The sequence below is a fragment of the Duganella sp. OV510 genome (assembly GCF_900100205.1).
GTDB lineage: Bacteria > Pseudomonadota > Gammaproteobacteria > Burkholderiales > Burkholderiaceae_D > Rugamonas.
The window spans coordinates 1,037,298-1,061,505 of the sequence record NZ_FNEQ01000001.1 but is presented as its reverse complement, the minus strand read 5'-3'; the positions used below and the strand labels follow the sequence as shown (position 1 = coordinate 1,061,505).

The window sequence follows — 24,208 nt, the reverse complement described above, 5'->3', positions numbered from 1 at the left end:
TTTAAATTTTCAGTTGGTCGGCCGTCAGCAGGAAGACCATGTCGTCGCCATTGCTGGTGGTGAGCCAGGTCAGGCCCAGTTCACCAAAGGCGGCTTCGGCGTATTCTTTTTCATTGCCGATCTCGACGATCAGCAGGCCATCGTCGGTCAGGCGTTCGGCGGCGCCGGCGACAATGCGGCGCACCAGGTCCATGCCGTCCTTGCCACCATCGAGCGCGAGCTCCGGCTCGGCGCGGTATTCCATCGGCAGCTTGCTCATCGAACCGCTGTTGACGTACGGCGGATTGGTGATGATCAGGTCATACTTCTTGACCGGCACATTGGCGTACAGGTCGGACTGGATCAGCGTCAAACGGTCTTCCAGCGCGTAGGTGGCGACGTTGCGCCTGGCGACTTCCAGCGCGTCGGCCGAAATATCGACCGCGTGGACGGCGGCGTCGGGGAAGGCGTCCGCCATCATGATCGCCAGGCAGCCGGAACCCGTGCACAGCTCCAGAATATTGGCCACGCTCTCAGGCTCGTTGACCCACGGCGCGAAGTATTCGGGGATCAGCTCGGCGATGAAGGAGCGCGGCACGATGGTGCGTTCATCCACGTAGAACTTGTAGGTACCCAGCCACGCTTCATTGGTGATGTAGGCCGCCGGAATGCGCTCGACGACGCGGCGTTCGATCACTGCCAGCACCGACGCCACTTCGTCCGGCAGCAGCTTGGCGTCCAGGAAGGGATCAAGGCGGTCCAGCGGCAGCTTCAGCGTGTGCAGGATCAGGTAGGCTGCTTCGTCGAAGGCTTCCATGCTGCCGTGGCCGAAGAATAGCTGGGCAGTGTTGAAGCGGGTGACGGCGTAGCGCAGCAGGTCGCGCGGCGTGGTGAATAGAGTGGTGGTCATGGCTTTTCAGGTCAACAGGTTTTCCAGCGTGCGGCGGTAGATATTCTTCAGCGGATCGACGAAACGCAGTTCGATATGCTCGTCGATCTTGTGAATACTGGCGTTCGGGGGGCCGAATTCTATCACCTGAGGGCAGATCTGCGCGATAAAGCGGCCGTCCGAGGTGCCGCCGGTGGTCGACAGCTCGGTGTCAACGCCGGTCTCCGACTTGATCGCCGACGACAGCGCATCGCTTAAAGTGCCGCGCGGCGTCAGGAACGGCAAGCCGCTCAGCGCCCACTTGATGTCGTAGTGCAGATTGTGCTTGTCCAGGATGGCGTGCACGCGGCGCTTCAGGTCCTCGTGCGTGCTGGCGGTCGAGAAGCGGAAGTTGAAGTCGACCACCATCTCGCCAGGGATCACGTTATTCGCACCGGTGCCGGCGTGGATGTTGGACATTTGCCAGGAGGTCGGCAGGTAGTATTCATTGCCGTGGTCCCAGACTTCCGCCGCCAGTTCCGCCAGCGCCGGTGCGCCCAGGTGGATCGGGTTCTTGGCCAGCTGCGGGTAGGCGATGTGGCCTTGCACACCCTTGATCGTCAGCTTGCCGGACAGCGAGCCACGGCGACCGTTCTTGATCATGTCGCCCAGCGTTTCATCCGAGGTCGGTTCGCCGACGATGCAATAGTCCAGCGTTTCGCCACGCTCTTTCAGCATATTGCAGACAATGACCGTGCCGTCGGTGGCCGGGCCTTCTTCGTCGCTGGTGATCAGGAAGGCGATCGAGCCTTTGTGATCGTCATGTTTGGCGATGAACTCTTCGCAGGCCACCACAAAGGCGGCGATCGAGGTCTTCATGTCGGCCGCGCCTCGGCCATACAGCTTGCCGTCACGGTGGGTTGGCGTGAAGGGCTGCGAGCGCCATTGTTCGACCGGGCCGGTCGGCACCACGTCGGTGTGGCCGGCGAAGACCATCAGCGGCGAAGTCGTGCCGCGACGCGCCCACAGATTGGTCACGCCATTCGATACGATGGTTTCGCACTTGAAGCCGAGCGGCGTCAGCAGGTCGATCAGATGCTGCTGGCAGCCTTTGTCATCCGGCGTGACGGAGGACAGGGAGATCAGCTTTTCGGTCAGCGCCAGGGTCTTGGAAGGGGTCATGTCGGCTATATTCAGCGATTAAAGATTTGTTGGTACTGCGCGTCGGAGAAGCCGACCGAGAAAGCGCCGTGGTTATCCATCACCGGACGTTTGATCACGGACGGATTCTCCAGCATCAGCGCGATCGCTGCTTCGTCGTCGACGATGGACGCCTTGCGCTCATCGGACAGCGCACGCCAGGTGGTGCCCTTGCGGTTCACCAGCACATCGCGCGACAGCTGCTTCAGCCAGCCGGCGACGATCTCGCGCGTCAGGCCCTGCTTTTTGAAATCGTGGAAGGTGAACTCCTGCTGCTGGTCGGCCAGCCAGGTGCGTGCTTTTTTGACGGTATCGCAGTTCGGGATGCCGTAGAGGGTAATGGTCATGATCAGTCGGGGAAGTTGGACCCGGTAGGATACCATGGCCGGCGCTCCGACTGATAGGCTACTGGCGGCGCGTTCGATAAGTATCGACGCTGCGCAGCAGGGCCGTCATCAGGCTGGACACGGTCAAGCCACCCAAAATGGCGCCGGCGATGGTTGCCGCGCAGTAGATGGCGGTCTGGTAGCTGGCGTCTACGTGCGTTCCTGTTCTTACCGCTACCGCCATGGCGATCATGGAAACGCCGGCTCCCAGCGCCAGGCCGGCGATAAAACCGATCGCTCCCCAAACGGGACGATAAGCGCGTATGCGACGCAGGTAGACGAATGCGGCGTAAAACATGGCAGCCAATAGCACTCCAAGCAAAATAACAAACAAGGCGGCCATTTTTACTCCTCCAACGCATCAAAACGATCATGGCATCAGCGTAACATCTTGCCTATTTTGAAAGCGCACGGATTCTTCTGCAGAGCGCCGGGGCGGGAGTATTGGGTATCCCTCGCGGAAATTTAGTCGATTACCTAGACCGTTTTAGACTGATGAGGGCTAGTTTTAGACTGCTTTAGACTCTACGAGACCCGTTTAGAACGTTTTAGACTAAATTTACGGAAGGCATACCCAACACCCCGCTCAGGTGTTGAGGGTGAACTCGGTGAACGAAGCTTCGCTACTGGGTGGTTTGGCTTCCGGCGCGGCCTGGGCTTTGCTGTCCGGCCCATTATTGAGCAGCCACAGCAGATTGGTGGCGGAATCGGCGTTGGCCAGTGCTTCGTCCTGGCTGACCTGACCGTCCTGCACCAGCTTCAGCAAGGCCTGCTCGAACGATTGCGAGCCGGGTGACATGCTCTTTTCCATCGCCTCCTTGATCTGGCCGATTTCGCCTTTTTCGATCAGATCCGAGATGTAGCGCGTGTTGACCATGACTTCCACCGCCGCCGAGCGCGTGCCGCCATTCGCCGTGCGTACCAGCCGCTGCGAGACGATCGCCTTGACGGTGCTCGATAAATCCTGCAACAGGGCGGGGCGGTTCTCGATCGGATAAAAGCTGATGATGCGGTTCAAAGCGTTGTAGCTGTTATTGGCGTGCAGCGTCGCCAGCACCAGGTGGCCCGACTGCGCATAGGCCAGCGCCGCCGCCATGGTTTCCTTGTCGCGGATCTCGCCGATCAGGATGCAGTCCGGCGCCTGGCGCATGGAGTTGCGCAGCGCGGTATAGAAGTCCTTGGCGTCGCTGCCGATCTCGCGCTGGTTGACGATGGATTTCTTATTCTGGAACAGATACTCGATGGGATCTTCCAGCGTCAGGATATGGCCCGAGCGCAGTTCATTGCGGTGATCCAGCATCGAGGCGATGGTGGTCGACTTGCCGGAGCCGGTAGAGCCGACCAGCAGCAGCAGGCCGCGCTTTTCCATGATCAGTTCCGACAGCACCGGCGGCAGCTGCAAATCCGCCAGCACCGGTATCGTCGCCGGCACAAAGCGGAACACGGCCGAAATGGTGCCGCGCTGCCGGAACGCCGACAGGCGGAAGCGCCCCAGGTTGGGCACCGACACGCCCATGTTCAATTCATTGGTGGTGACCAGTTCATCCATCTGCGCCGGCGTGGCGATTTCCGCCAGCAGCGCCTGGATATTGTCCGGCTCCAGCTTTTGCTGGTTGATCGGGATCAGGTTCCCGTTGATCTTGATGTGCACCGGAGAATTCACCGCGAAGAACATATCTGATGCGTTCTTCTCCTTCATTAGCTGGAACAGGCGATCCATGGCCATGGTGTGACTCTCCGGTTTTTAAAGCAGCAGCTTAAACGCCGCGCAGCAGTTCGTTGATGCTGGTTTTCGAACGGGTCTGCGCGTCCACGCGCTTGACGATCACCGCGCAGTACAGCGAGTACTTGCCGTCTTCCGAAGGCAGCGAACCCGATACCACCACCGAACCCGAAGGCACGCGGCCATAGGTTACTTCGCCGGTGGCACGGTCGTAGATCTTGGTCGACTGGCCGATGTACACGCCCATCGAGATCACCGAGTTCTCTTCAACGATCACGCCTTCAACGATTTCCGATCGGGCGCCGATGAAGCAGTTGTCTTCGATGATGGTCGGATTGGCCTGCATTGGTTCCAGCACGCCACCGATGCCAACGCCGCCCGACAGGTGGACGTTCTTGCCGATTTGCGCGCACGAACCGACGGTGGCCCAGGTGTCGACCATCGCGCCTTCATCGACGTAGGCGCCGATGTTGACGTAGGAAGGCATCAGCACCACGTTTTTGGCGATGAAGGAACCACGGCGCGCCACCGCTGGCGGCACCACGCGGAAACCGCCCTTGGCGAAATCGTCGGCGGTGTAGTTCGCGAACTTGGTTGGCACCTTGTCGTAGAACTGCATGGTGCCGTCCGATGGCAGCACCACATTGTTCTCCAGGCGGAACGACAGCAGCACGGCCTTCTTGACCCACTGGTTGACTACCCAGCTGCCGGTGGCCTTGTCGGCCACGCGGATGGTGCCTGCGTCCAGGCCGGCCAGCACGTGGTTGACGGCGTCGCGCAGTTCGGCGGCGCCGTTGGCCGGGTTGATGTTCGCGCGGTCTTCCCAGGCGGTTTCAATGATGTTCTGGAGTTGTTGGCTCATGATGGACTCAATAATATTAAAGGGACTTGCAGAATTTGACGATGCGCTGGGCCGCTTCCAGGCCTTCCGCCGTTTCGGCGACCAGCGCCATGCGGATGCGGTTGCGGCCCGGATTGATGCCATGCGCCTCGCGCGCCAGGTAGCTGCCCGGCAGTACGGTGACATTATATTCGGCGTACAGGCGCTGGGCGAATTCAGTGTCGGACAGGCCCGTGCGGCTGACGTCCGCCCACAGGTAGAAGCTGGCATCCGGCAGTTCGACGTCCAGCACTTCCTTCAGCAAGGGCGTGATGGCGTTGAACTTGGCGCGGTATTGTTCGCGGTTTTCTTCGACATGGGTTTCGTCGTTCCAGGCCGCGATCGACGCAGCCTGCACGGTGGTGCTCATGGCGCCGCCGTGATAGGTGCGGTACAACAGGAATTTTTTCAGTACCTCGGCGTCGCCGGCGACAAAGCCCGAACGCATGCCTGGCACGTTGGAGCGCTTCGACAGGCTGCTGAACACCACCAGGCGCGCATACGGCTTGTCGATGGTGGCCAGGCCAAGCTGGTGGGCGGCTTCCATCGCGCCCAGTGGCGGTTGCTCGCCGTGATAGATCTCGGAGTAACACTCATCGGCGGCGATGACGAAGTTGTAGCGTTCCGACAGCGCGAACAGGTGTTCCCAGTCGGTCAGCGACAGCACGGCGCCGGTCGGGTTGCCTGGAGAGCAGACGAACAGCAGCGCCACACGCTGCCATACCTCGACCGGAATGCTGTCGTAGTCGCAGCCAAAGTTGCGCGCCGGGTCGGAGTTGACGAAGTACGGCTCGGCGCCGGCCAGGTAGGCCGCGCCTTCATAAATCTGGTAGAACGGATTCGGGCTGACCACGATCGAGCCGGCGTCCTTGTCGATCACCGCCTGGGCCAGCGCAAACAGCGCCTCGCGCGAGCCGTTCACCGGCAGCACTTGCGTGGCGGCGTTCAGCTTGGGCAGATTGTAGCGGCGCTCCAGCCAGCTGGCGATGGCATTGCGCAGCTCGGGCGTGCCAATGGTGGTCGGGTACACGGCCAGGCCGCCGAGGTTGTCGATCAGCGCCTGCTGAATGAACTTCGGCGTCGGATGCTTGGGTTCACCCATGCCCAGGCTGATGGCCTTGAACTGCGGGTTGGGCGTTACCTGCTCAAACAGCAGACGCAGTTTTTCAAACGGGTAGGGATGAAGCTTGTCGAGAAGTGGGTTCATAGTCCTTGATTATAGCGCCTCGGCGTGTGCCCGGTCATCCATGCTAAATTGTTAAAATATACGGGTACACAACCACAGGTGCAGGATATGGCGGAAAATGAGATCGTGCTGGAAGCGCAAGTCAGCCGCAAGGTAATGGCGGCGCGGCTGGCGACAGGGCTGGCGCAGGGATTGCTGCTGTATTGGCTGTATGCGGCCGCGCGTGACGCCGCCTGGCCGGCGACGTCGGCCTATGTGATGGTGCCGCTGATGACGGTGCTGCTGATCTGGCCGGTGCTGCTGGTGTCCAGCCTGGGCCACCTGACGCTGCGCGCGGTCGGTTACTGGCTGCTGGCGGCGGCCGTGGTGCTGCTGCTGTTCGCCCAGCACGATGTCTGGCGCGGGCTGCACTCGCACCTGCTGCTGCCGCGCTGGCAGTATAGATCCGTGTGGTCGCCGTCGGTGCCGCTGCTGGGCTACGCCGCCGCCTTCTTCTTTATCGCCCATGCGATGGTGATGGCCGGCGCGCACGAGGGCCGGCGCATCGCCAGCTACAACGGCTATTTCGAGACCGCCTGGAAGCTGGCTATACAACTGTTGTTTTCCATGTTCTTCGTTGGCGCGCTGTTCCTGGTGCTGTGGATGGGCGCCGAGCTGTTCATGCTGGTCAAGCTGGGTTTCCTGCGCGAGCTGCTGCAGCAATCGTGGTTCAACGTGCCGGTGGTGTGCACCGCCTTCTCGTGCGCCATGCATGTGACGGACGTGCGGCCGGCCATCGTGCGCGGCATCCGCACCTTGCTGCTGGTGCTGCTGTCGTGGATCTTGCCGGTGGCGGTGGTGCTGGTGACCGGCTTCCTGTGCACGCTGCCCTTCACCGGCCTGACCGCGCTGTGGGAGACACGGCACGCCACCGCCGTGCTGCTGGCGACAGCGACGGTGCTGCTGGTGCTGATCAACGCCGCCTTCCAGAACGGCGCCGCGATCGTCGCGCTGCCGCTGCGTGTCGGTGCGCGCACCGCCGCCATCCTGATCCTGCCAGTGATCATGGTCGGCATCTATGCGCTGGGGCTGCGGGTGGCGCAGTACGGCTGGACCTCGGACCGGGTGATGGCCGCCGCCTACCTGCTGGTGACCACCTGCTACGCCATCGGCTACCTGTGGGCCGCCTACGAATACGACACCTGGCTGCAGCCGCTGACCACGGTGAACATCTACACCGCTTTGCTGGTGCTGGCAGTGCTGCTGGTGCTGTTCTCGCCGCTGGCCGACCCGGCGCGCATCGGCGTGCACAGCCAGATGGCGCGGCTGGCCCAGGGCAAGCTGGCAGCCGCCGATGTCGACTTCCACTATCTGCGCTACCAGGGCGGACGCTATGGCAAGGCCGCCTTGCAGCAGCTGGCGCGCGCCACCGGGCCGGATGCGGCGGTACTGCAGGCAGGCGCCAAGGCGATGCTGGCGCAGGATGACAAGGACCGCTGGAAGACGCCGGTGCATTCGACAGCGCCAGTGTCGGTGGCCGACAACCTGACCGTGTGGCCGGCCAATGCCCAGGTACCGGCCGGCTTCCTGGCGCAAAACTGGCAGGATACACCGGACAATCAGAAGCCCTCGTGCCTGAGCACCAGAGAAGGCAAATGCGACGCCTTTGTGTTCGACGCCGACGGCGACGGCAAGCCGGATGTGCTGCTGCTGGAAAAGCAGCACGCCTTTGGCGCCCGGCTGTATGCCGAAGAGGGCGATGGCAAGTGGAGCACGGTTGCCACGCTGAGCTACCGCGACGCTGCCTGCAAGCCGCTGATTGAAAAGCTGCGCAAGGGCGAATTCACGCTGGCCACACCACGTTTCAAGGAACTGGATATCGGCGGCCAGCGGTTCGAGCTGAGAGCCGAGCACCCGCCGCGCGAGAACTGCCTCAAGTAACGGCGCCCTGTAGCGGGCAGGCATGCATATCGTCTCCAAGGCGGCGCGCCAGCTCGCCGCGAAGTTGTTGCAGGCCGTGGATGCGCTGGTCGATATCGTCCAGCTTGCGCTGCAAGGCTGCGCGCAACTGCGGCGCGGCGTCGTCCGGCTCGGCCAGCAGCGGCAGGTCGGCCTCGATCTCGCTCAGCGTGAAGCCCAGCGTTTGCGCCAGCCGGATGTAGCGCAGCCAATTCACCGCTTCTGGCGGATAGTCGCGATAGCCATTGGCGCTCCGGCGCGCGCGCAGCAGGCCGCGCTTCTCGTAAAAGCGCAGGGTGTCGCGGCTGATGCCGGTGGCGGCGGCAATTTCACCGATTTGCATGCCTGGATCTCCAGTTAGTGCTTGACCCTGGAGTGTACTCCTGCCTTTAGTATGGCGACATCATTGAACGGGAGAGCCCATGCTGAACATCGCCACATATCGCCACATCGTCCGCGCCAGCGCCATCTACGACCTGGTGCTGACCGCGCCGTTTGCCACGCCGTGGAGCTTTGCCATCGTCCGCGCGCAGCTGGACGCCACCAACCAGGCGCTGGGCGGCGCAGCGCTGCCGGCGTTCACGCCGTTTCACATTTTGTTTGCCTGCCTGCTGGGCAGCGTGGTGCTGGTATGGTCGGTGCTGCGCATCCGCGACCCGCAGCCGCTGTATGGCCGCTACGACGGCATCGCGCGCTTGCTGTTCAGCAGCTGGATGATCTGGACGTTGCACGCCACCGGTGCACCGCTGCTTTGGCTCTTCATCGTGCCGGAGCTGGCGTGGGGCATTGTCCAATGGCTGCCGCTGCGCGTCCGCCGCGTTCGCGCTTAATCAGGCGGCTTGCGCCAGCGCCGCCGGCGTGCCCCAGACCTGCTGCGCCACGCGCATCATGTTGCGGCCCAGGACCAGCTCCGCCTCGCTGTCGCTCATGCCGGCGCGGCGCAACGCTGCCGGCAGGTCGCGCCAGACTTCCGGCGGCGTGAAGCTGGGCGGATGCGCCATGCTGTAGCCGGCCGACGCCGGCCACCAGTGCGATGGATCGAAGCCGGGCGGCGTGTCGTCCAGGCCGGGCTGCTGGAAGCAGATATCCAGGCCGATGCCGACATGGCGTATGCCCACCAGGTCGGCGATATAGGCCGCATGGCGCGCCACAGCGTGCGCATCCGGCTGTTCGCTGCCAAGGAAGAAGGACAGGCCGGAAACGCACACCACGCCGCCGGTGGCCGCGCAGGCGCGTATCTGCTCGTCGGTGACGTTGCGGCCGTGCTGCACCAGCGTGTAGGGATTGGCGTGGCTGAAGATGACCGGCTGCGACGACGCCTCCATGATCTCCAGGCTGCTGACGCGGCCCGTATGCGAGCAGTCCATCAGGATGCCGTTGTCGTTGACCGCCGCCACCATGCGCTGGCCGAGCGGCGTCAGGCCGCGCGGCGCGTCGTGGCAGCCGCCGGCGACGCTATTGTTGCGGTTGTAGGCGAAGTGGATCTGGCGCACGCCCAGCTGCGCGTACAGCGCCACCATTTCCGGCTGCTCCAGCAGCGGCAGCGCGCCTTCCAGGTCGAAGCTGATCGCCATGCGGCCATCGGCGGCGGCCTGGATGATATCGTCGACGCTGGACACCAGCGCATAGCGCTGCGGATCGGCAGCAATGGTAGCGCGGTAGCCGGCAATCACCGTCATTACCTGCGACAGCGGATTCATATCGGCGCCCACATTCAGCGACACATAATTGACGCCAGCCGCGTGCAGGCGGCGCACCGGCGTGAAATCGGCCAGCGGGTGCTGGGGCAGGCAGGCGTGGGCATCCCAATTGATCATGGCATTCATCTTTATCAAAACGGCTATACTGCATCATAATGTATATTCGCTGCATGCTTTATACTATCGCCCTCATTTAAAGAATTCAGGCCGATATGTCCTTCTCCACCCTGGGCCTTGCTCCCTCCCTGCTCAACGCCATCACCGAGATCGGCTACCTGCAGCCGACCGCGATCCAGCGCGAAGCGATTCCCGCCATCCTGCGCGGCGAAGACGTGCTGGGCGCGGCGCAAACCGGTTCCGGGAAAACCGCCGCCTTCGCGCTGCCGATGCTGCAAACGCTGCTGGCCAAGCGCGGCGGCCCGCGCCAGCTGCACGGCCTGATTCTGGTGCCGACGCGTGAGCTGGCGGCGCAGGTGGGCGAGTCGGTGCGCCAGCTGGTGTCGATGCTGCCGACCACCTACAAGGTGCAGGTGGTGTTTGGCGGCGTTTCGATCAATCCGCAGATGCTGGCGCTGCGCGGCGGCACCGACATCCTGGTGGCCACGCCGGGCCGCCTGCTGGACCTGATTGACCACAACGCGGTGCGCATCGAGCAGACCTCGATGCTGGTGCTGGACGAAGCGGACCGCCTGCTGGACCTCGGCTTCAGCGAAGAGCTGAACCGCATTCTCGCGCTGCTGCCGGCGCAGCGCCAGAACCTGTTCTTCTCGGCGACCTTCCCGCCGGCGGTGCAAAAGCTGGCCGACAGCCTGCTGCGCACGCCGACGCGCATCGAGGTGCTGGCCGAGTCGTCCGACCAGCCGGCGATCACGCAGCGAGCAATCAGCGTTGATGTGCCGCGCCGGACCATGCTGCTCAAGCACCTGATCCAGCAGCACAAATGGCGTGGCGTCATGGTGTTTGTCGCCTCCAGGTACGCGTCCGACCACGTGGCCGACAAGCTGCGCCGCAACGGCATTCATGCCGAGTCCTTCCATGGCGAATTGAGCCAGGGCGCACGCACCCAGACGCTGACCGACTTCCGCAGCGGCTATCTGCAAGTGCTGGTGGCGACCGACGTGGCCGCGCGCGGCATCGACATCGCGCGCCTGCCGGCGGTGGTGAATTACGATCTGCCGCGTTCCGCCGTCGACTACACGCACCGTATCGGCCGCACCGGCCGCGCGGGCGAAAGCGGCATGGCGATCAGCTTCGTCAGCGCCGACGCCGAGCAGCATTTCCGCCTGATCGAGAAGCGCCAGAACCAGCGTGTGCCGCGTGAAGTGATCGCCGGTTTTGAGCCGACCGAAACGGCGCAGCCGGTAAGCGCCGTCACGGATATCGTCAACGGTGGCATCAAGGGCAAGCGCAAGAGCAAGAAGGACAAGCTGCGCGAAGCCGCCGCCAACGAAGGGACAGGCGAGTAAGCTACATGGCTTGATGGGATGGCGTCACTGCTGATTTCCGGTGGGACGATACAGTTTGCGATAAGCCGACGGCGACGTGCGCAAGGATGCGCGAAAATGCTGGCGCAACGACAGCGCGGAGCCAAAGCCAGCTTCCTGCGCCACCATCTCGATCGATATCTCGCTGCTCTCCAGCAGCCGCTGCGCATGCGCCACGCGCTGGTTCAGCAGCCACTGCTTGAACGAGGTGCCGGTCGCATCGCGGAAATGGCGGGTGAAATTGCGCCGGCTCATGGCGGCGCGCGCGGCCAGCGCATCGATGCTGTGATGATGCGCCAGATGCCGGTTGACCCATTCCAGTACCTGCCCGAACCGATCATCGCTGCCGCTGACCGGCACGGGACGTTCAATGAACTGCGCCTGGCCGCCTTGCCGCTGCGGTGCCACCACCAGCTGCCGCGCGATGTGATTGGCCGCCTCGGCGCCGCGCAACTGGCGCAGCAGGTGCAGGCAGCAATCCAGTCCCGCCGCCACGCCGGCGGAAGTCAGCACATCATCATCGACGTACAGCACCTCGCGATCAACCGCGACGGCCGGATAGCGCCCGGCCAGCGTATCGGCAAACGCCCAGTGCGTGGTGGCGCGATGGCCGGCCAGCAGGCCGGCTTCCGCCAGCGGGAAGGCGCCCAGACACAGACCGACGATGCGGGCGCCGCGCTGATGGGCGCGTTTCAGCGCTTCCAGCAGCGCCGGCGGCGCGCCCCGGCAGTCGTCATGCCAGGTCGGCAGGATGACGATATCGGCACGGGACAGTGCCGACAGGCCGTGCCGGACCGAGATATCGAAACCGCCGGTGGTGCGCAGCGGCGAAGGGTCTGCGGAACAGATTTTCAGGTCGAAACCTGCGTCACGGAACACCATGCCGGGTACCGACAGGTGAAAGGGTGTGATGCCGTCGAAGGCGATGACGGCGATCCGGTAGTTTTGGGCGGTGGTCGCGTTCATGGCCCGATTATATCGTATGTGTGCCTTCGGGCCACTGTTGGCACGCCGTCCGGCGGCGCACAATGTCTCTCATCGCAACCCAACCAGGAGAATTACCATGCGCCGTGCCCTGATCGTCATCGATGTGCAAAACGAATACTTCAGCGGGAATATGAAGATTGAATACCCACCGGTGGAGGTCACGCTGCCGAATATCACCCGCGCCATGGATGCCGCGCACGCCGCCGACATCCCGGTGGTGGTGGTGCAGCACGACGCGCCGGAGCAGTCGCCGATCTTCGCCAAGGGCTCGCCAACCTGGCAGCTGCACGATGAAATCGCCCAGCGTCCCTCCAGCCATCACATCAACAAGACTTACGCCAGCGTGTTCACCGGCACGGATCTGGGACAGTGGATCGCAGATAACGGCGTCGACACGCTGACCATCGTTGGCTACATGACGCACAACTGCGATGCGTCGACCATTTACGAGGCCGCGCACAAGGGTTTGTCGGTCGAGTTTTTGTCAGACGCCAGCGGTTCGCCATCGTATGAAAACGCGGCCGGCAAGGCCAGCGCGGAAGAGATACATCGTGTCTTCAGCACGGTGTTCCATTCCGGCTTCGCGGCGGTGGCCAGCACCGAACAGTGGCTGACGGCGGTGCGCGAAGGGAAAGCGCTGGAGCGCGACAATATCTATATGTCGGTCCAGCGCACGAAGCAGCATTAACCGCCGACGCGTTTGGGCTTGTGGCCGAGCTTCACCAGTTCGGCCATCACACGTTCGCAATGGTCGCCCTGGATTTCGAGCACGCCATCCTTGACGGTGCCGCCCGAGCCGCAGGCGCTGCGCAACTGCTTGCCCAGCGTTGCCAGTGCGTCGGCGTCCAGCGGCAGGCCGCGCACCAGCGTCACGGTCTTGCCGCCACGGCCCTTGGATTCGCGCGACACGCGCACATTGCCGTCGCCGGCCGGCTTGGCCTTGGCGGCCGTTTTGCAGCCGCAATCGCCCAATGGCTTGCGGCAGTCAGGGCAGATGCGGCCGGTTTCGGTGGAGTAGACAAGGGCCATGGCTTAATCCTTCAGCAATCGCGGCATCATGATGTCGAAGAAGCGTTTCTGGTCCGAGGCCAGGCAGACCTGCGCGTTCGGCTTGCCCAGCTGCTCGCGGGTGTAGCCGTCGTTGTCGACGACGATGCGCAGCGGCGTGGTCGGGCAGACCGCCGGATCGATCAGCCATACCACCGGCACCACGTCGAACAGCGACGGCATATTGCTGGACCATGGCTGGTAGGCGTTGATCCATTGATGATAGAGCAGGGCCAGCGCATCGGTCACCGGCGAGCCGTGGCCGAGCAGGGCGTTGCGTTCCACTTCGTCGAGGCGGATTTGGGTCGAGTCGACCGGCATCATCACGATCGGCACGCCGGAGGTGAACAGCTTCTGCGCGCCGGCGATATCGGAGACCATGTTGTATTCCTTGTCGGCCGGGCGCGATGGCACGTATTGCGACTTGCGGTAGCCGCTGCGCACCGAGCCGCCCATCATGGCGACCTGTTTCAGCTTGCTGAAGGTGGCGGCGTCGCGCTGGATGGCGGCGCCGATGTTGGTCAGCGGGCCGAGCGCCAGCAGCGTGATCTGGCCGGGCTGGCGCTTGATCTGGTCGAGCAAGAAGTCCACCGCATCGACTTTTGCCGGCAGCTTGCCGCGCTGTGCATAGCGCGCCTGCGTGAACGGCTGCGGATTACCGCTGGTGGCGACGCCTTGCGCCACCGGAATCTGGCTGTGGCCTGTTTCGCGCAGCATGCGTTCCAGCAGTTGCGCGCGCAGGGCGGTGTCGCCCCAGGCGGTGGTGATGCCGACAATCTCGATCTCAGGGCTTTGCAGCAGCAGGCCGAGGGCGAAAGCATCGTCGATGTCGTCGCCGATGTCCATGTCGACGATGACTTTTTGCGGCGCGGCCTGCGCGACGACAGCGCACGACAGCGCCAATGCGGTAAACAGCCCGCGCAACGGGCGAGCGAGAGGGTAAGCCATGACGATCCTTGATGCGGTGAAGCGGGGATTTTACAGGAAGCTGGCTTTCCTCAGCGTGGCCGGCACGATGCGGCGGTGCGCCGGGGCGACAAATAGCATGTACAGGCGGCCCAGCGCATTCCGGGTATGCACCACGGTGCTGATCGCAACCTTGCCCGGCAGCTTGCAGACCGAGAGGCTGACGTTGAGGTGCTTGTCGGAGTCGCCGAGGATGACTTCCTGCTCGCTGAGATAGTTGATGGTAAATATGCCGACGCGGTCGCCGACCTGATAGGCGCTGGCCGGCTTGGCTGGATCGATATCGCTCAGCAGGCCGAGGTTTTTCAGGCCCACCAGTTGCACGATGCGGTTGCGCAGCGCCATGGCGGCGTTGACCCAGCCGGGCGTGGTGGCAGCCACGCGCAGATAGAGTTCCAGTGCGCTCAGAGGCGTAGGCGCGAGGTCGGTGGTGTAGCAGTCGTGAAAGTCGGCGCCGCGCAGGTGTTGGCTTATCTCGGTTTGTTGTGGAATGGCGGTGGTGGTGATGTTCATTTTTCGGTGACCAGATCAATGCGGCGCTTGATGCGTTGGGCTTCTGCGGTGTCGCCGGCTTGTTCGGCGCGCATCGCCTGTACGCCCAGCCAGGCAAGCAGTGGACGGCGCCAGCCTTGGGCGGAGGCGGTTTCCACGGCGTCCGCCAGAATTTGCGGCGTGGCTCTGCCGGCGCGCAGCAGCACGCCGCTGGCGACCAGCCGCGAGAGCGGATCGGCGATGGCTTGCACTGCGCTGGCCGCCGCCGCGTCGCTGGTTGCCGCAGCCACCGGCTGATGCTGCGCTGGCAGCAGCCCGATGTCGGCGGCGGACAGCGGTGCGCCAGCGGCGGTCGTGGTGGACGCGGCTGGGGCGGCAGCGACCGAGCGGCCGACGCCGGGCAGACGGCCGGCGAGGTAGGCGGCGTAGGCGCGGTCGGCGGGGCTGGCATCCTGGGCCAGCTTGTCGTAGCCGGCGCAATCCTCGAACACCAGCGAGGCGACGCGCGCGGCGCATTGGATCAATTCTGCGCGGATCATCAGGTCGACCTTGCCGGTGCTGGCCAGCGCGCTGCGGGCGCGCTTGAATTCGGCGGCCTCGATGCGCGTGTTGCCCTCCATGTAAGCAGCAGTGGCGCGGTCGATGCCGTTATGCGCGTTCATCTGCCAATCCGGCACTGGCGGATTGTTGCCGCAGCCGGCCAGCAGCACGCCAGCGATGACGATAATCTTCTTCATGGCAGCTTGATCTCCGTATCGCGCTTGAACGGCCACTTGCGGTTGATTTCATTCACCAGCTGCTCCACACGCCGCAAGCTGCTTTCCACCTCGCCGCGCAACGCGCCCAGGTCTGCGGTGGCTTCCCTGGTGTTGGAGGCGACCGCCTGCGCTTCAACCAATACCGCATCCATCTTCTTCAGCGAGTTGCGCGCGTCCGCCAGCAGGCCGTTCAGCTGCTGCACCGTCGCCTGCGCATCGGTCATCACGCCTTTCTGGCCGAAGACCTGTTCGTCCGCGTGGCCGATCAGGCTATCCGCCTTGACCGCCAGCGCATTCACCGTCAGCAGCAGCTTGTTGGCGCGTTCCATCAGCTGCTGGGCGTTCTTGTCATCGCCGGCGATCAGGCCCATCGCGCCTTGCGGGCCATTCAGCTTGCCGGTCACGCCGGCGACATTCGCCAGGCTGGCGGCCAGCGCGGAATTCTCCGCCGTCAGGTCGTTCAGGTTTTGCAGCAGGTCGCGCGCCGCCGCCAGCAGGCGCGGAATTTCGGCGCCCGGATCGCCCACCAGCAGCGTGCGCGCCGCGCCATCCTCCAGTGGTGGATCGGTGGGAATGCCACTGAAAGCGCGCAGCTTGGCGCCGCCCACCAGGCCGCGCTCCAGCGTGAAGATGCTGGAACTGCGCAGCCAGTGCGCATCCTTGCTCTGCACATCCACCACCACGCGCGCCTTGCCCTCGCTGCTCAGCTCAATGCGGCGCACGCGTCCGATGGGGAAGCCGGCAAACGTCACATCCATGCCGACCACCACGCCTTCCGAGTCGTCGGCTTGCAGTATCAGCGTCTGCGTCGACTCGAAGGCGCCGCGTGCGTATAACAGATACAGGCCGGAGCCGGCCACCAGCACCACCATCAGCACCAGCAGCAGGGCGGCCTTGAATTCAGCATTGCGCACAGGCGCGGCTTGGTTGATTGGTTCAGTCATATCAGTAGTAATTCCCCATAAGCGAGGCGACTTCGATCAGCAGCATCACGGCAAACAATCGCACCATGTCGGACAGACCATGCGATACCTTGTTGCGGTAGCTCTCGCCGAAATAAAAAGAGGAAGCCATCGGTATCAGCCCGACGGCAAAGCTGAAGAACACAATCTTCAGCACCAGGATCATGGTCACGGCCGGGTTGAACACTTGCCCGACCACGCGCGTGTAGCCAGCCAGCGCCCACGGCGTAAAGCCATATAGCGACAAATAGGTAAGGATCAGCGTCAGCACACAACTGACGGCGGCCAGCAGCCATACCGCGAAAATGCCCGCCGCCACACGCGGAAAGAACTCGCGATGCAGTTCCGCCTCGGTGACATGCTGGCCGGTGCTGCGGCCCTGAGCGAATTCCAGCCCGGCGGGCAGGGTGGTGCGCAGCGCCACGAAGGCGGCGGCAGTCAGCGGGATCAGCTCCAGCACCAGCACGCGCACCACCATCTCCAGCGCATAGCGCGTCAGGCCATAGCTTTGCGAAGTCACCACCACGATGCGTATCAAGACCAGGCTGACCAGCGCGGACAATACGCCATACCACGCCAGGCTGGGCGCGGTGTCGGCCACCAGATGGCGCGCCAGCAGCGGGCGCCGTTCGCGGCCATAGCTGGACGGCGCCAGCGCCACGGACAGCATCAGCACCGCGAACTGCGTCAGCCGCCACCAGCTTTGCAGCCAGCCGACCGCGCCACGGTGCAGCCGTTGCAGGAGATTGGGGAAGGATGCTTGCGTACTCATATTGGCATATTAGCACCGGCGCGGCGGGAACAGGTGTCCGCTACTTTTCCGGGAAGCTGTCGATGATGGCGTCAGCCGCCGCGCGCACCCGCGCGCTGCGGCTCAGATCCGCGTGCATCGCCAGCCACACATCATAATGGTCGACCCGTTCCGGCCAGATGCGCACCAGGCGCGCGTCGCCATCGGCCATGTGGCAGGGCAGCTCTGCCACGCCCATGCCCAGTCGCGCCGCGTCGATCAGCGCCAGGCCGCTGTTGACCTCCATCGCCACGCGCGCGTTGTGCACTGGCTCCAGGCAGATTTTTTCCTGGTGGCGCGGCGCCACGCTGACCTGATAGATGACGATGTCATGCCCCGCCAGCCCGTTGCCCGGCACCGGCATGCCGCGCTCCTTCAGATAGGCCGGCGTGGCGTACAGGCCCATGCTGCGGCGGGTCAGGTGGCGCGAAATCAGGTCCGGATCGCTGGGCTTCAAGGTGCGCACCGCCAGGTCGGCCTCGCGCCGCGTCAGGCTGGTGATGCTGGTGCTGGTACTCAGCACGATGCGGATTTCCGGATGCATCACGTGCAGGCGCTGCATGGCGGTGATGACGAAGTGCGCGGCCATGGTGTCTGAGGTGGTGACGCGCACGCTGCCGGACAGCCGGTTGTCGATGCCTTGCATCTCGCGCTGAAACTGTAGCGCCGCCTGTTCCATCTTTTCAGCGGCGGTGACGGCCAGTTCACCGGCTGGCGTGGCCAGATAGCCGGACGGCGTGCGCAGGAACAGGCGCGCGCCCAGCGACTTTTCCAGCGCGTTGAGGCGGCGGCCGACGGTGGCCTGGTCGATGTCCAGCAAGGCGGCGGCGGCGCGCAGCGTGCCTTTGCGGTAGATGGCGAGGAAGATGCGGGCGTTGTCCCAGTCCATGGCGGCTCCGTGCGTGATGCATATTTGCATCAGAATGCTGATGTTATGCGTATTTACTGCATCATGCAAGCCGCCTACCATGGGCGGATGAATACCTCGACGACAAGCGCCGCGCAGGCGCGGCAAGTACCTCCCTTATTGATGCTGATGACGCTGGCCATCGGCTTCGTCATGGCGATGATCGACGTCACTGCCGTCAATACGGCGTTGACCGACATTTCCGCCAGCCTGTCGGTGCCGCTGACCGGCCTGGTATGGGTGGTCGACGGCTACACGCTGACGTTTGCCGCATTGCTGATGGCAGGCGGCGCGCTGGCTGACAGATTCGGCCCCAAGACTGTCTACCAGGGCGGGCTGAGTGTGTTCATCCTTGGCTCGGTGCTGTGTGCCGTGGCGCCGAGCGGCCATGCGCTGATCGCGGCGCGCTTCCTGCAAGGCGTCGGTGCGGCGCTGTTCATGCCCAGTTCTCTCAGCCTGCTGACGCATGCGTATGAAGACCAGGCTACGCGGGCGCGCATGCTGGGCACCTGGTCGGCCATCGTCGGCTGCTCGTCGGCGGCTGGACCGCTGGTGGGGGGATTGCTGGTGCACGAATTCGGCTGGCGCAGCGTGTTCTGGGTGAATGTGCCGATTGGCTTGCTGGGCATCGTCTTGACGCAGGTGATGGCGCCGGCTACGCCGCGCCATCAGCGCGACCTGTCGATGCTGAGCCATGCGCTGGGGGTGATCGCGCTGGCGGCGCTGAGTTTTGTGCTGATCGAGGGGCCGGCGTTGGGCTGGATGTCGGGCGCAGTGCTTGGCGCTGGCGTGGCCACGCTGGCTGCCGCCGTGCTGCTGGTGCGACGCGAGCGGGCAGGCGCGCATCCCTTGCTGCCGAAAGCGCTGTTCGATACGCCAGCCTTTGCGGCCGCTAACGGTGTCGGCTTCCTGATTAATTTTGCGGTGTTCGGGCAGTTGTTCTTGCTGAGTTTATTTATTCAGCAGGGCGGGGCCGATGCGCTGCAAACGGGCCTCAAACTGATACCGATGATGGCGGCCTTCGCCATTGGTAATCTGACTTCCGGCCGCATTACGGCGCGTGTCGGCACGCGGCCGCCGATGATGTATGGCCTGCTGGTGGGCCTCGGCATGGCGCTGATGATGCTGTTTGGCTTGCGTCCGGATACGCCTTACTGGCTGCTGGTGGCGGCGGCGGTGCTGATGAATGTCGCCATCGGCATTGCGATTCCGGGCATGACGGCGACCGTGATGCTGGTAGCTGGCAAGGCCCACGCCAACAGCGCCGCCGCCGCGTTGAACGCCAATCGTCAGATCGGTGCGCTGGTCGGCGTGGCGATGATGGGGACGGTGATGCACGTGACGCCTGAATGGGCGCTGCGCATGCCGCTGGCGTTCACGCTGATCGCAGCGGCATACGCGGGCGCCTTGTACCTGGTGTACCGCTACGTCAAACCCGCGCGGCCAGGCGGGGTCTGACGCCTGGCATTCAGGCTAAAGCGTGCCGGTTAGATGCCTTGCTGCTGGCGCCACGCGATCATTTCGGCGATGGTCAGGATAGGCAGCTGGTGCTGTTCGGCGAAGCGTTCAATGTCGGCGCCGCGCATCATGGTGCCGTCGGGGTTCATCAACTCGCACAGCACCGCCGATGGATCCAGGCCCGCCATCGTCGCCAGATCGACCGAACCTTCGGTGTGGCCCTTGCGGGACAGCACGCCGCCAGGCGTGGCGCGCAGCGGGAATACGTGGCCGGGGTGCACCAGGTCGGATGGCCTGGCGTTGGCCGCCGTCGCCGCGCGGATGGTGGTCACGCGGTCGGCCGCAGAGACGCCGGTGGTGACGCCTTCGCGTGCTTCGATCGATACCGTGAACGGTGTGCCATAACGGCTGCCGTTGTTGGCTGCCATCATTGGCAATGCCAGTTCGCGCACCTTGTCGGCGCTCAGGCACAGGCAAACGATGCCGCTGCATTCACGTATCATCATGGCCATGGTCTGCACGGTCAACTTTTCAGCGGCAACGATCAGGTCAGCTTCGTTCTCGCGATCGAAATCATCGAGCAGGATGACCGGGACGCCGGCGCGCATGGCTTCCAGTGCCGCGTGGATGCGGCCTTCCAGATCGTCGGATACCAAGATGTAAGGGGATATTGCGGTGTGGTCCAGCATGTGAAACGCTCCTTGATGAAATAGGAACGCGACAGGGCAAGCGAATACGCGCAGCCCACCACGCCGATGGCTCGGGCAGCAGGATGCGTCAAGCGCACATCTTCTTTCATCCGGACTTTAACCGTCGGCCCTGGAGTTACACCAGATCTGCGCGTTTCCGCGCTCGCGGGCTTTACCGCCGGTGGGGAATTACACCCCGCCCCGAAGACGTTGTTGTTGCCTGCCGGACGGCAGGCACGAGGATTCTAGCCTAAATTCCGGATTTCGGTGTAAGGTAGCAGGTCTATTACATATTTTGCATTCGGAATGAAGCTGATTACCCTGCGTATCGTGTCCGGCGCTGCACTGTTGGCATGTTCTTTTCTGGCGCAAGCCGAGACTCTCCCGCCACTGAAGCTGAGCGATCAGGTGCCGATCGGACCGCAGGTAAAAGTTGGCAAACTGTCCAATGGGCTGACCTACTATATCCACCAGAATGGCCGTCCCGAGAAAAAGCTCGAATTGCGGCTGGTGGTCAAGGCGGGCTCGATCCTGGAAGACGAGGACCAGCAAGGCCTGGCGCACTTCACCGAGCACATGGCCTTCAATGGCTCGACTCATTTCAAGCGCAACGAACTGGTGTCCTATCTGCAGTCGATCGGCGTGAAGTTTGGTGCGGACCTCAACGCCTATACCAGTTTCGATGAAACTGTTTATATTCTGCCCATCCCTACCGATAAAAAGGAAGTCGTCGAACAGGGCTTCCAGGTGCTGGAGGACTGGGCGCACGGCCTGTCGTTCAATGATGCCGATATCGACAGCGAACGCGGCATCGTGCTGGAGGAACTGCGCCTCGGCAAAGGCGTGGACGACCGCATGAACAAGGTGGTGCTGCCGAAGGTGCTGAACGGCTCGCGCTACGCCGAGCGCATGCCGATCGGTAAAGAAGAAATCATCAGGAACTTCAAGTACGACGCCATCAAGCGCTTCTACCGCGACTGGTATCGTCCGGACCTGATGGCGGTGGTGGTGGTCGGTGACATCGAGCCGGCCGAGGCGCAAGGCCTGATTGAGCGGCATTTCGCCAAGCTGAAAAATCCGGCCAGGCCGCGCCTGCGCGCGTACGCGCAGATCCCGGAACGCCAGGATTCCGAAGGCATCGTCTTCACCGACAAGGAAGTCAGCGCCAACACGGTCTACATCCGCTATCCGATCCAGTCCTGGCCGGCCGGCGAGACCATCGGCGACTACCGCCAGAAGCTGATCGAGGGCATGTACAGCTTCATCCTCAGCCAGCGCATGTACGAATTGACGCAGCAGGTCGATCCGCCTTTCCTGCAGGGCGGCAGCGGCATGAACAAGATCGTGCGCGGCTACCGTTCCTTCGGCGCCGGCGCGGTGCTGGGCAAGGGCGGCGCCACGCCGGCCATCAACGCGCTGGTGCAGGAAGACCAGCGTGCGCGCCAGTACGGCTTCAGCACGTCGGAAGTGGAGCGCGCCAAGAAGGGCATGTTGCGCAACTACGAGCGCATGTACAACGAGCGCGAAAAATCCGATTCGTCCGGCTATGCGGCGGAGTACATCCGCAACTTCCTGGAGGATGAAAGCATCCCCGGTATCGCCACCGAGTACCGCTACGCGACCGAGCTGATACCAGGGATTACGGTGCAGGAGGTGAATGACGCCGTGCGCGCCGCCGTGCCGGATAACCAGAGCAAGCTGGTGATCTACACCGGCGTCGACAAGGCCGGCGCGGCGCCGCCGAAGGCAGATCAACTGGTGGCGATTGCCACCGCCGCCGAGAAGATCGCCGTCAAGCCGATCGAAGACAAGGTCTATGCCAGCCAGTTGATGCCGACCCTGCCGAAGGCCGGCCGCATCGTCAGCGAAAAGGTCAATGCCGTCATCGGCACCACCGAGCTCACGCTGAGCAACGGCGTGAAAGTGGTGCTGAAGCCGACCGACTTCAATAATGACCAGGTGATCCTGGGCGGTCTGCGTTACGGCGGCTGGTCACTGCTGCCGGACAGCGATGTCTTCGCCGCGCATTACGCCAGCAGCATCGTTGGCCAGATGGGCGTGCTGAATTATTCGCCCAACGACCTGGTGAAGGTGCTGGCCGGGAAGAGCGTCAGCTCCAGCGCGCAAGTCAGCTCGCTCAACGAATCGGTGGGCGGCAGCTCCGGCAGCACCGACGTGGAAGCCATGCTGCAACTGGTGTACCTGCAAATGACGCAGCCGCGCAAGGACGCCGCCATCTACACCGCCTACGTCGACCGCCAGCGCGAACTGGCGCAGAACAATCTGGCGCGGCCGGAATCGGTGTTCTACGATACCGTGACGGCAGCGCTGTACAACAATAGCCCGCGCGTGCTGCGCGCCGCCAAGCCGGCCGACTTCGACCAGCTGGCGCTGGACCGCGTGCTGGATATTTATAACAGCCGCATGTCGAGCGCGCGTGACTTCACCTTCTTCATCATCGGCAGTTTCGAGGTCGAGAAGATCAAGCCGCTGCTTGCCACCTACATCGCCAGCCTGCCGGCGGGCGAGATCCCGGTGGCGTTCCGCGACGAGGGCGTGCGCCCGGTCAAAGGCGTGGTCAAGAAGGAAGTACATGCCGGCTCGGAGCCGAAGAGCACCATTTCGCTGTCCTTCACCGGTGAGGTGGAATACTCGCGGGCGGCGCGCATCCGCTTGCAAGCGCTGGTGGAAGTCATGAACATCAAGCTGATTGAAACGCTGCGCGAGAAGATGGGCGCGATGTATAGCGGCGGCATGAGCGGCAGCATGAACCGCATCCCGTACGGGAACTACTCGATCAACGCCACGCTGCCATGCGCGCCGGAGAATGTGGACAAGGTGCTGGCCGCGACGTTTGCGGAAATCGACAAGATCAAGCGGGATGGCATAGACGAGGCGGACCTGAACAAGGTCAAGGCTTCGTGGATCAAGAGCTATCGCAAGGGGATGCGCGAAAATGGCTATTGGATGGCGTCGTTACAAAATGCCTTCTTCAACAATAACAATCCAGAGGATATACTCACTTATGAGTCGCGCGTGAACGCGCTGACGGTAGCGGACCTGAAAACGGCCGCGCAGCGTTATTTTGATACAAACAACTACCTGCAGGTAGTGCTGTATCCCGAGAAGTAAGGAGTGATCATCATGGCAAAGAAAAAAGAAGAGCTGGACCCGGAAACCCTCGAACTGATTAACTGGTGTATTGAAGTGGAGGGCTTCCTGGTCAAGGGCGGCGCCACCCAGCAGGAGGCGCAGGACCATATCGAAGAGCAGGTGGAATGGTTCACCGACCAGTTCTATGAAGGCTTGACGCCAGAGGAAGCCGCCAAGGAAGCACTGGCTTAATCGGGCAGGGCGTCGTGGCAGACGACGCCGAGTTTATTTCCTTCCGGGTCGCGGAAGTAGGTGCCATAGTAGTTGGCGTGGTAGTGCGGGCGCAGGCCCGGCGCACCTTCGCAACTGCCGCCAAGCGCCAGCGCCGCCGCGTGGGCGCGGTCCACCGCCTCGCGTGACGCCGCCATCAGCGCCACCATCTGCCCATTGCCGCAGCCCGCAGGCTGGCCATCATACGGTTTGCCGATCACGAACAAGGGCCGCGCGCCTTCGGCCGGCTGCCAGGCAGCCCACGGCTGGCTGGCGTCGACAAAGCGCTGGCGCGCGCCGACTATCTCCATCAAGGCGCTGTAAAAAGCCAGCGCCGGTTCAAAATTGTTAATGCCCACATAAACGTGCGACAGCATGTGCTTCCTCCGGCAGATAAGTATATTGTCAACAGCAGCAGACAGTGTACGCCGGGACGGACGCCAAT

General features: G+C 63.3%; 26 protein-coding genes and 1 riboswitch. Of the genes, 7 read left to right on the top strand and 19 right to left on the bottom strand.

Translation table 11 applies throughout. The features are described 5' to 3' along the window. Position 1: 1 nt before the first annotated feature. The 7 genes from prmB to dapC all read right to left on the bottom strand — a co-directional run bounded on the left by prmB (position 2) and on the right by dapC (position 6,243). Positions 2-889, bottom strand: a complete 888-nt coding sequence (gene prmB, locus BLS51_RS04930; RefSeq protein ID WP_090177331.1) for a 50S ribosomal protein L3 N(5)-glutamine methyltransferase — start codon at positions 887-889, stop codon at positions 2-4. Between the two features lie 6 nt (positions 890-895). Then, positions 896-2,029 (bottom strand): succinyl-diaminopimelate desuccinylase, encoded by a 1,134-nt coding sequence (gene dapE, locus BLS51_RS04925; protein WP_090177336.1) that lies wholly within the window; start codon positions 2,027-2,029, stop codon positions 896-898. A gap of 11 nt (positions 2,030-2,040) precedes the next feature. After that, positions 2,041-2,394, bottom strand: coding sequence for an ArsC family reductase (locus tag BLS51_RS04920; protein ID WP_090177339.1), 354 nt, complete (start codon positions 2,392-2,394; stop codon positions 2,041-2,043). A gap of 58 nt (positions 2,395-2,452) precedes the next feature. Then, entirely contained in the window at positions 2,453-2,731 is a 279-nt protein-coding gene (locus BLS51_RS04915; protein ID WP_139168650.1) for a hypothetical protein, read from the bottom strand. 288 nt (positions 2,732-3,019) lie between these two features. After that, positions 3,020-4,159, bottom strand: a complete 1,140-nt coding sequence (locus BLS51_RS04910; protein WP_090177346.1) for a PilT/PilU family type 4a pilus ATPase — start codon at positions 4,157-4,159, stop codon at positions 3,020-3,022. Between the two features lie 31 nt (positions 4,160-4,190). Next, complete coding sequence (gene dapD, locus BLS51_RS04905) at positions 4,191-5,018, bottom strand: 2,3,4,5-tetrahydropyridine-2,6-dicarboxylate N-succinyltransferase (protein WP_090177349.1); 828 nt, start codon at positions 5,016-5,018, stop codon at positions 4,191-4,193. Positions 5,019-5,034: 16 nt separating this feature from the next. Continuing rightward, positions 5,035-6,243 carry a succinyldiaminopimelate transaminase gene (gene dapC / locus BLS51_RS04900; protein ID WP_090177353.1) on the bottom strand — a complete coding sequence of 403 codons (1,209 nt, stop codon included), beginning with the start codon at positions 6,241-6,243 and terminating at the stop codon, positions 5,035-5,037. A gap of 87 nt (positions 6,244-6,330) precedes the next feature. Between dapC and BLS51_RS04895 the strand changes: the two genes are divergently transcribed. Further along, complete coding sequence (locus BLS51_RS04895) at positions 6,331-8,142, top strand: DUF4153 domain-containing protein (protein ID WP_090177358.1); 1,812 nt, start codon at positions 6,331-6,333, stop codon at positions 8,140-8,142. Here the strand turns inward: BLS51_RS04895 and BLS51_RS04890 are convergent. Further along, positions 8,135-8,503: a MerR family transcriptional regulator gene (locus tag BLS51_RS04890; protein WP_090177361.1), complete on the bottom strand. Its 369-nt coding sequence runs from the start codon at positions 8,501-8,503 to the stop codon at positions 8,135-8,137. The genes BLS51_RS04895 and BLS51_RS04890 overlap by 8 nt on opposite strands. Positions 8,504-8,582: 79 nt before the next feature. Between BLS51_RS04890 and BLS51_RS04885 the strand changes: the two genes are divergently transcribed. After that, the gene (locus BLS51_RS04885) at positions 8,583-8,990 is read left to right on the top strand and encodes a hypothetical protein (protein WP_090177365.1); all 408 of its coding nucleotides are present in this window, start codon (positions 8,583-8,585) and stop codon (positions 8,988-8,990) included. On the opposite strand, the gene BLS51_RS04880 is transcribed toward BLS51_RS04885, so the two are convergent. Beyond that, a complete protein-coding gene (locus tag BLS51_RS04880; RefSeq protein ID WP_090180606.1) occupies positions 8,991-9,977 on the bottom strand; it encodes a dipeptidase in 987 nt (328 codons plus the stop codon). It abuts the gene before it with no gap. A gap of 95 nt (positions 9,978-10,072) precedes the next feature. Between BLS51_RS04880 and BLS51_RS04875 the strand changes: the two genes are divergently transcribed. Further along, positions 10,073-11,326, top strand: a complete 1,254-nt coding sequence (locus BLS51_RS04875) for a DEAD/DEAH box helicase (protein ID WP_090177368.1) — start codon at positions 10,073-10,075, stop codon at positions 11,324-11,326. Positions 11,327-11,350: 24 nt separating this feature from the next. Here BLS51_RS04875 and BLS51_RS04870 read toward each other — a convergent pair whose 3' ends face one another. Next, entirely contained in the window at positions 11,351-12,310 is a 960-nt protein-coding gene (locus BLS51_RS04870; protein WP_090177372.1) for a GlxA family transcriptional regulator, read from the bottom strand. 97 nt (positions 12,311-12,407) lie between these two features. On the opposite strand from BLS51_RS04870, the gene BLS51_RS04865 reads away from it, so the two are divergent. After that, the gene (locus BLS51_RS04865; RefSeq protein WP_229207386.1) at positions 12,408-13,019 is read left to right on the top strand and encodes a cysteine hydrolase family protein; all 612 of its coding nucleotides are present in this window, start codon (positions 12,408-12,410) and stop codon (positions 13,017-13,019) included. Here the strand turns inward: BLS51_RS04865 and BLS51_RS04860 are convergent. Genes BLS51_RS04860 through BLS51_RS04830 form a run of 7 tightly spaced genes read right to left on the bottom strand, consistent with a single transcriptional unit; the run spans position 13,016 to position 18,235 of the window. Beyond that, on the bottom strand, positions 13,016-13,360 hold the full coding sequence (locus tag BLS51_RS04860; protein WP_090177379.1) for a translation initiation factor Sui1: 345 nt from the start codon (positions 13,358-13,360) through the stop codon (positions 13,016-13,018). The two genes, BLS51_RS04865 and BLS51_RS04860, sit on opposite strands and share 4 nt — an antisense overlap. Positions 13,361-13,363: 3 nt before the next feature. Then, positions 13,364-14,326 (bottom strand): nucleoside hydrolase, encoded by a 963-nt coding sequence (locus BLS51_RS04855; RefSeq protein ID WP_090177384.1) that lies wholly within the window; start codon positions 14,324-14,326, stop codon positions 13,364-13,366. 30 nt (positions 14,327-14,356) lie between these two features. Continuing rightward, on the bottom strand, positions 14,357-14,857 hold the full coding sequence (locus BLS51_RS04850; protein WP_090177387.1) for a DUF2867 domain-containing protein: 501 nt from the start codon (positions 14,855-14,857) through the stop codon (positions 14,357-14,359). Further along, positions 14,854-15,573 carry a hypothetical protein gene (locus BLS51_RS04845; RefSeq protein ID WP_090177390.1) on the bottom strand — a complete coding sequence of 240 codons (720 nt, stop codon included), beginning with the start codon at positions 15,571-15,573 and terminating at the stop codon, positions 14,854-14,856. Before BLS51_RS04845 ends, BLS51_RS04850 begins: the two co-directional genes overlap by 4 nt. Beyond that, complete coding sequence (locus BLS51_RS04840; RefSeq protein WP_090177393.1) at positions 15,570-16,538, bottom strand: MlaD family protein; 969 nt, start codon at positions 16,536-16,538, stop codon at positions 15,570-15,572. Before BLS51_RS04840 ends, BLS51_RS04845 begins: the two co-directional genes overlap by 4 nt. 1 nt (position 16,539) lies before the next feature. Then, complete coding sequence (locus BLS51_RS04835; protein WP_090177396.1) at positions 16,540-17,328, bottom strand: MlaE family ABC transporter permease; 789 nt, start codon at positions 17,326-17,328, stop codon at positions 16,540-16,542. A gap of 40 nt (positions 17,329-17,368) precedes the next feature. Next, on the bottom strand, positions 17,369-18,235 hold the full coding sequence (locus tag BLS51_RS04830; protein WP_090177400.1) for a LysR family transcriptional regulator: 867 nt from the start codon (positions 18,233-18,235) through the stop codon (positions 17,369-17,371). 87 nt (positions 18,236-18,322) lie between these two features. Here BLS51_RS04830 and BLS51_RS04825 point away from each other — a divergent pair, with 87 nt between their 5' ends. Further along, the gene (locus BLS51_RS04825) at positions 18,323-19,711 is read left to right on the top strand and encodes an MFS transporter (protein ID WP_229207467.1); all 1,389 of its coding nucleotides are present in this window, start codon (positions 18,323-18,325) and stop codon (positions 19,709-19,711) included. Between the two features lie 29 nt (positions 19,712-19,740). Here the strand turns inward: BLS51_RS04825 and ribB are convergent, their stop codons facing one another. Then, positions 19,741-20,400: a 3,4-dihydroxy-2-butanone-4-phosphate synthase gene (gene ribB / locus BLS51_RS04820; protein ID WP_090177403.1), complete on the bottom strand. Its 660-nt coding sequence runs from the start codon at positions 20,398-20,400 to the stop codon at positions 19,741-19,743. Positions 20,401-20,494: 94 nt separating this feature from the next. After that, positions 20,495-20,613, bottom strand: a riboswitch (FMN riboswitch). 93 nt (positions 20,614-20,706) lie between these two features. Between ribB and BLS51_RS04815 the strand changes: the two genes are divergently transcribed. Beyond that, positions 20,707-23,532 carry a M16 family metallopeptidase gene (locus tag BLS51_RS04815; protein WP_090177406.1) on the top strand — a complete coding sequence of 942 codons (2,826 nt, stop codon included), beginning with the start codon at positions 20,707-20,709 and terminating at the stop codon, positions 23,530-23,532. Between the two features lie 12 nt (positions 23,533-23,544). Beyond that, positions 23,545-23,745 carry a hypothetical protein gene (locus BLS51_RS04810; RefSeq protein WP_090177409.1) on the top strand — a complete coding sequence of 67 codons (201 nt, stop codon included), beginning with the start codon at positions 23,545-23,547 and terminating at the stop codon, positions 23,743-23,745. Here BLS51_RS04810 and BLS51_RS04805 read toward each other — a convergent pair. Further along, a complete protein-coding gene (locus BLS51_RS04805) occupies positions 23,742-24,140 on the bottom strand; it encodes a VOC family protein (RefSeq protein WP_090177414.1) in 399 nt (132 codons plus the stop codon). The genes BLS51_RS04810 and BLS51_RS04805 overlap by 4 nt on opposite strands. Between the last annotated feature and the right edge of the window lie 68 nt (positions 24,141-24,208).

Coding starts and splice junctions, on each gene's coding strand:
- prmB (WP_090177331.1), bottom strand. CDS start 889: ATGACCACCACTCTATTCACCACGCCGCGCGACCTGCTGCGCTACGCC.
- dapE (WP_090177336.1), bottom strand. CDS start 2,029: ATGACCCCTTCCAAGACCCTGGCGCTGACCGAAAAGCTGATCTCCCTG.
- BLS51_RS04920 (WP_090177339.1), bottom strand. CDS start 2,394: ATGACCATTACCCTCTACGGCATCCCGAACTGCGATACCGTCAAAAAA.
- BLS51_RS04915 (WP_139168650.1), bottom strand. CDS start 2,731: ATGTTTTACGCCGCATTCGTCTACCTGCGTCGCATACGCGCTTATCGT.
- BLS51_RS04910 (WP_090177346.1), bottom strand. CDS start 4,159: ATGGCCATGGATCGCCTGTTCCAGCTAATGAAGGAGAAGAACGCATCA.
- dapD (WP_090177349.1), bottom strand. CDS start 5,018: ATGAGCCAACAACTCCAGAACATCATTGAAACCGCCTGGGAAGACCGC.
- dapC (WP_090177353.1), bottom strand. CDS start 6,243: ATGAACCCACTTCTCGACAAGCTTCATCCCTACCCGTTTGAAAAACTG.
- BLS51_RS04895 (WP_090177358.1), top strand. CDS start 6,331: ATGGCGGAAAATGAGATCGTGCTGGAAGCGCAAGTCAGCCGCAAGGTA.
- BLS51_RS04890 (WP_090177361.1), bottom strand. CDS start 8,503: ATGCAAATCGGTGAAATTGCCGCCGCCACCGGCATCAGCCGCGACACC.
- BLS51_RS04885 (WP_090177365.1), top strand. CDS start 8,583: ATGCTGAACATCGCCACATATCGCCACATCGTCCGCGCCAGCGCCATC.
- BLS51_RS04880 (WP_090180606.1), bottom strand. CDS start 9,977: ATGATCAATTGGGATGCCCACGCCTGCCTGCCCCAGCACCCGCTGGCC.
- BLS51_RS04875 (WP_090177368.1), top strand. CDS start 10,073: ATGTCCTTCTCCACCCTGGGCCTTGCTCCCTCCCTGCTCAACGCCATC.
- BLS51_RS04870 (WP_090177372.1), bottom strand. CDS start 12,310: ATGAACGCGACCACCGCCCAAAACTACCGGATCGCCGTCATCGCCTTC.
- BLS51_RS04865 (WP_229207386.1), top strand. CDS start 12,408: ATGCGCCGTGCCCTGATCGTCATCGATGTGCAAAACGAATACTTCAGC.
- BLS51_RS04860 (WP_090177379.1), bottom strand. CDS start 13,360: ATGGCCCTTGTCTACTCCACCGAAACCGGCCGCATCTGCCCTGACTGC.
- BLS51_RS04855 (WP_090177384.1), bottom strand. CDS start 14,326: ATGGCTTACCCTCTCGCTCGCCCGTTGCGCGGGCTGTTTACCGCATTG.
- BLS51_RS04850 (WP_090177387.1), bottom strand. CDS start 14,857: ATGAACATCACCACCACCGCCATTCCACAACAAACCGAGATAAGCCAA.
- BLS51_RS04845 (WP_090177390.1), bottom strand. CDS start 15,573: ATGAAGAAGATTATCGTCATCGCTGGCGTGCTGCTGGCCGGCTGCGGC.
- BLS51_RS04840 (WP_090177393.1), bottom strand. CDS start 16,538: ATGACTGAACCAATCAACCAAGCCGCGCCTGTGCGCAATGCTGAATTC.
- BLS51_RS04835 (WP_090177396.1), bottom strand. CDS start 17,328: ATGAGTACGCAAGCATCCTTCCCCAATCTCCTGCAACGGCTGCACCGT.
- BLS51_RS04830 (WP_090177400.1), bottom strand. CDS start 18,235: ATGGACTGGGACAACGCCCGCATCTTCCTCGCCATCTACCGCAAAGGC.
- BLS51_RS04825 (WP_229207467.1), top strand. CDS start 18,323: ATGAATACCTCGACGACAAGCGCCGCGCAGGCGCGGCAAGTACCTCCC.
- ribB (WP_090177403.1), bottom strand. CDS start 20,400: ATGCTGGACCACACCGCAATATCCCCTTACATCTTGGTATCCGACGAT.
- BLS51_RS04815 (WP_090177406.1), top strand. CDS start 20,707: ATGAAGCTGATTACCCTGCGTATCGTGTCCGGCGCTGCACTGTTGGCA.
- BLS51_RS04810 (WP_090177409.1), top strand. CDS start 23,545: ATGGCAAAGAAAAAAGAAGAGCTGGACCCGGAAACCCTCGAACTGATT.
- BLS51_RS04805 (WP_090177414.1), bottom strand. CDS start 24,140: ATGCTGTCGCACGTTTATGTGGGCATTAACAATTTTGAACCGGCGCTG.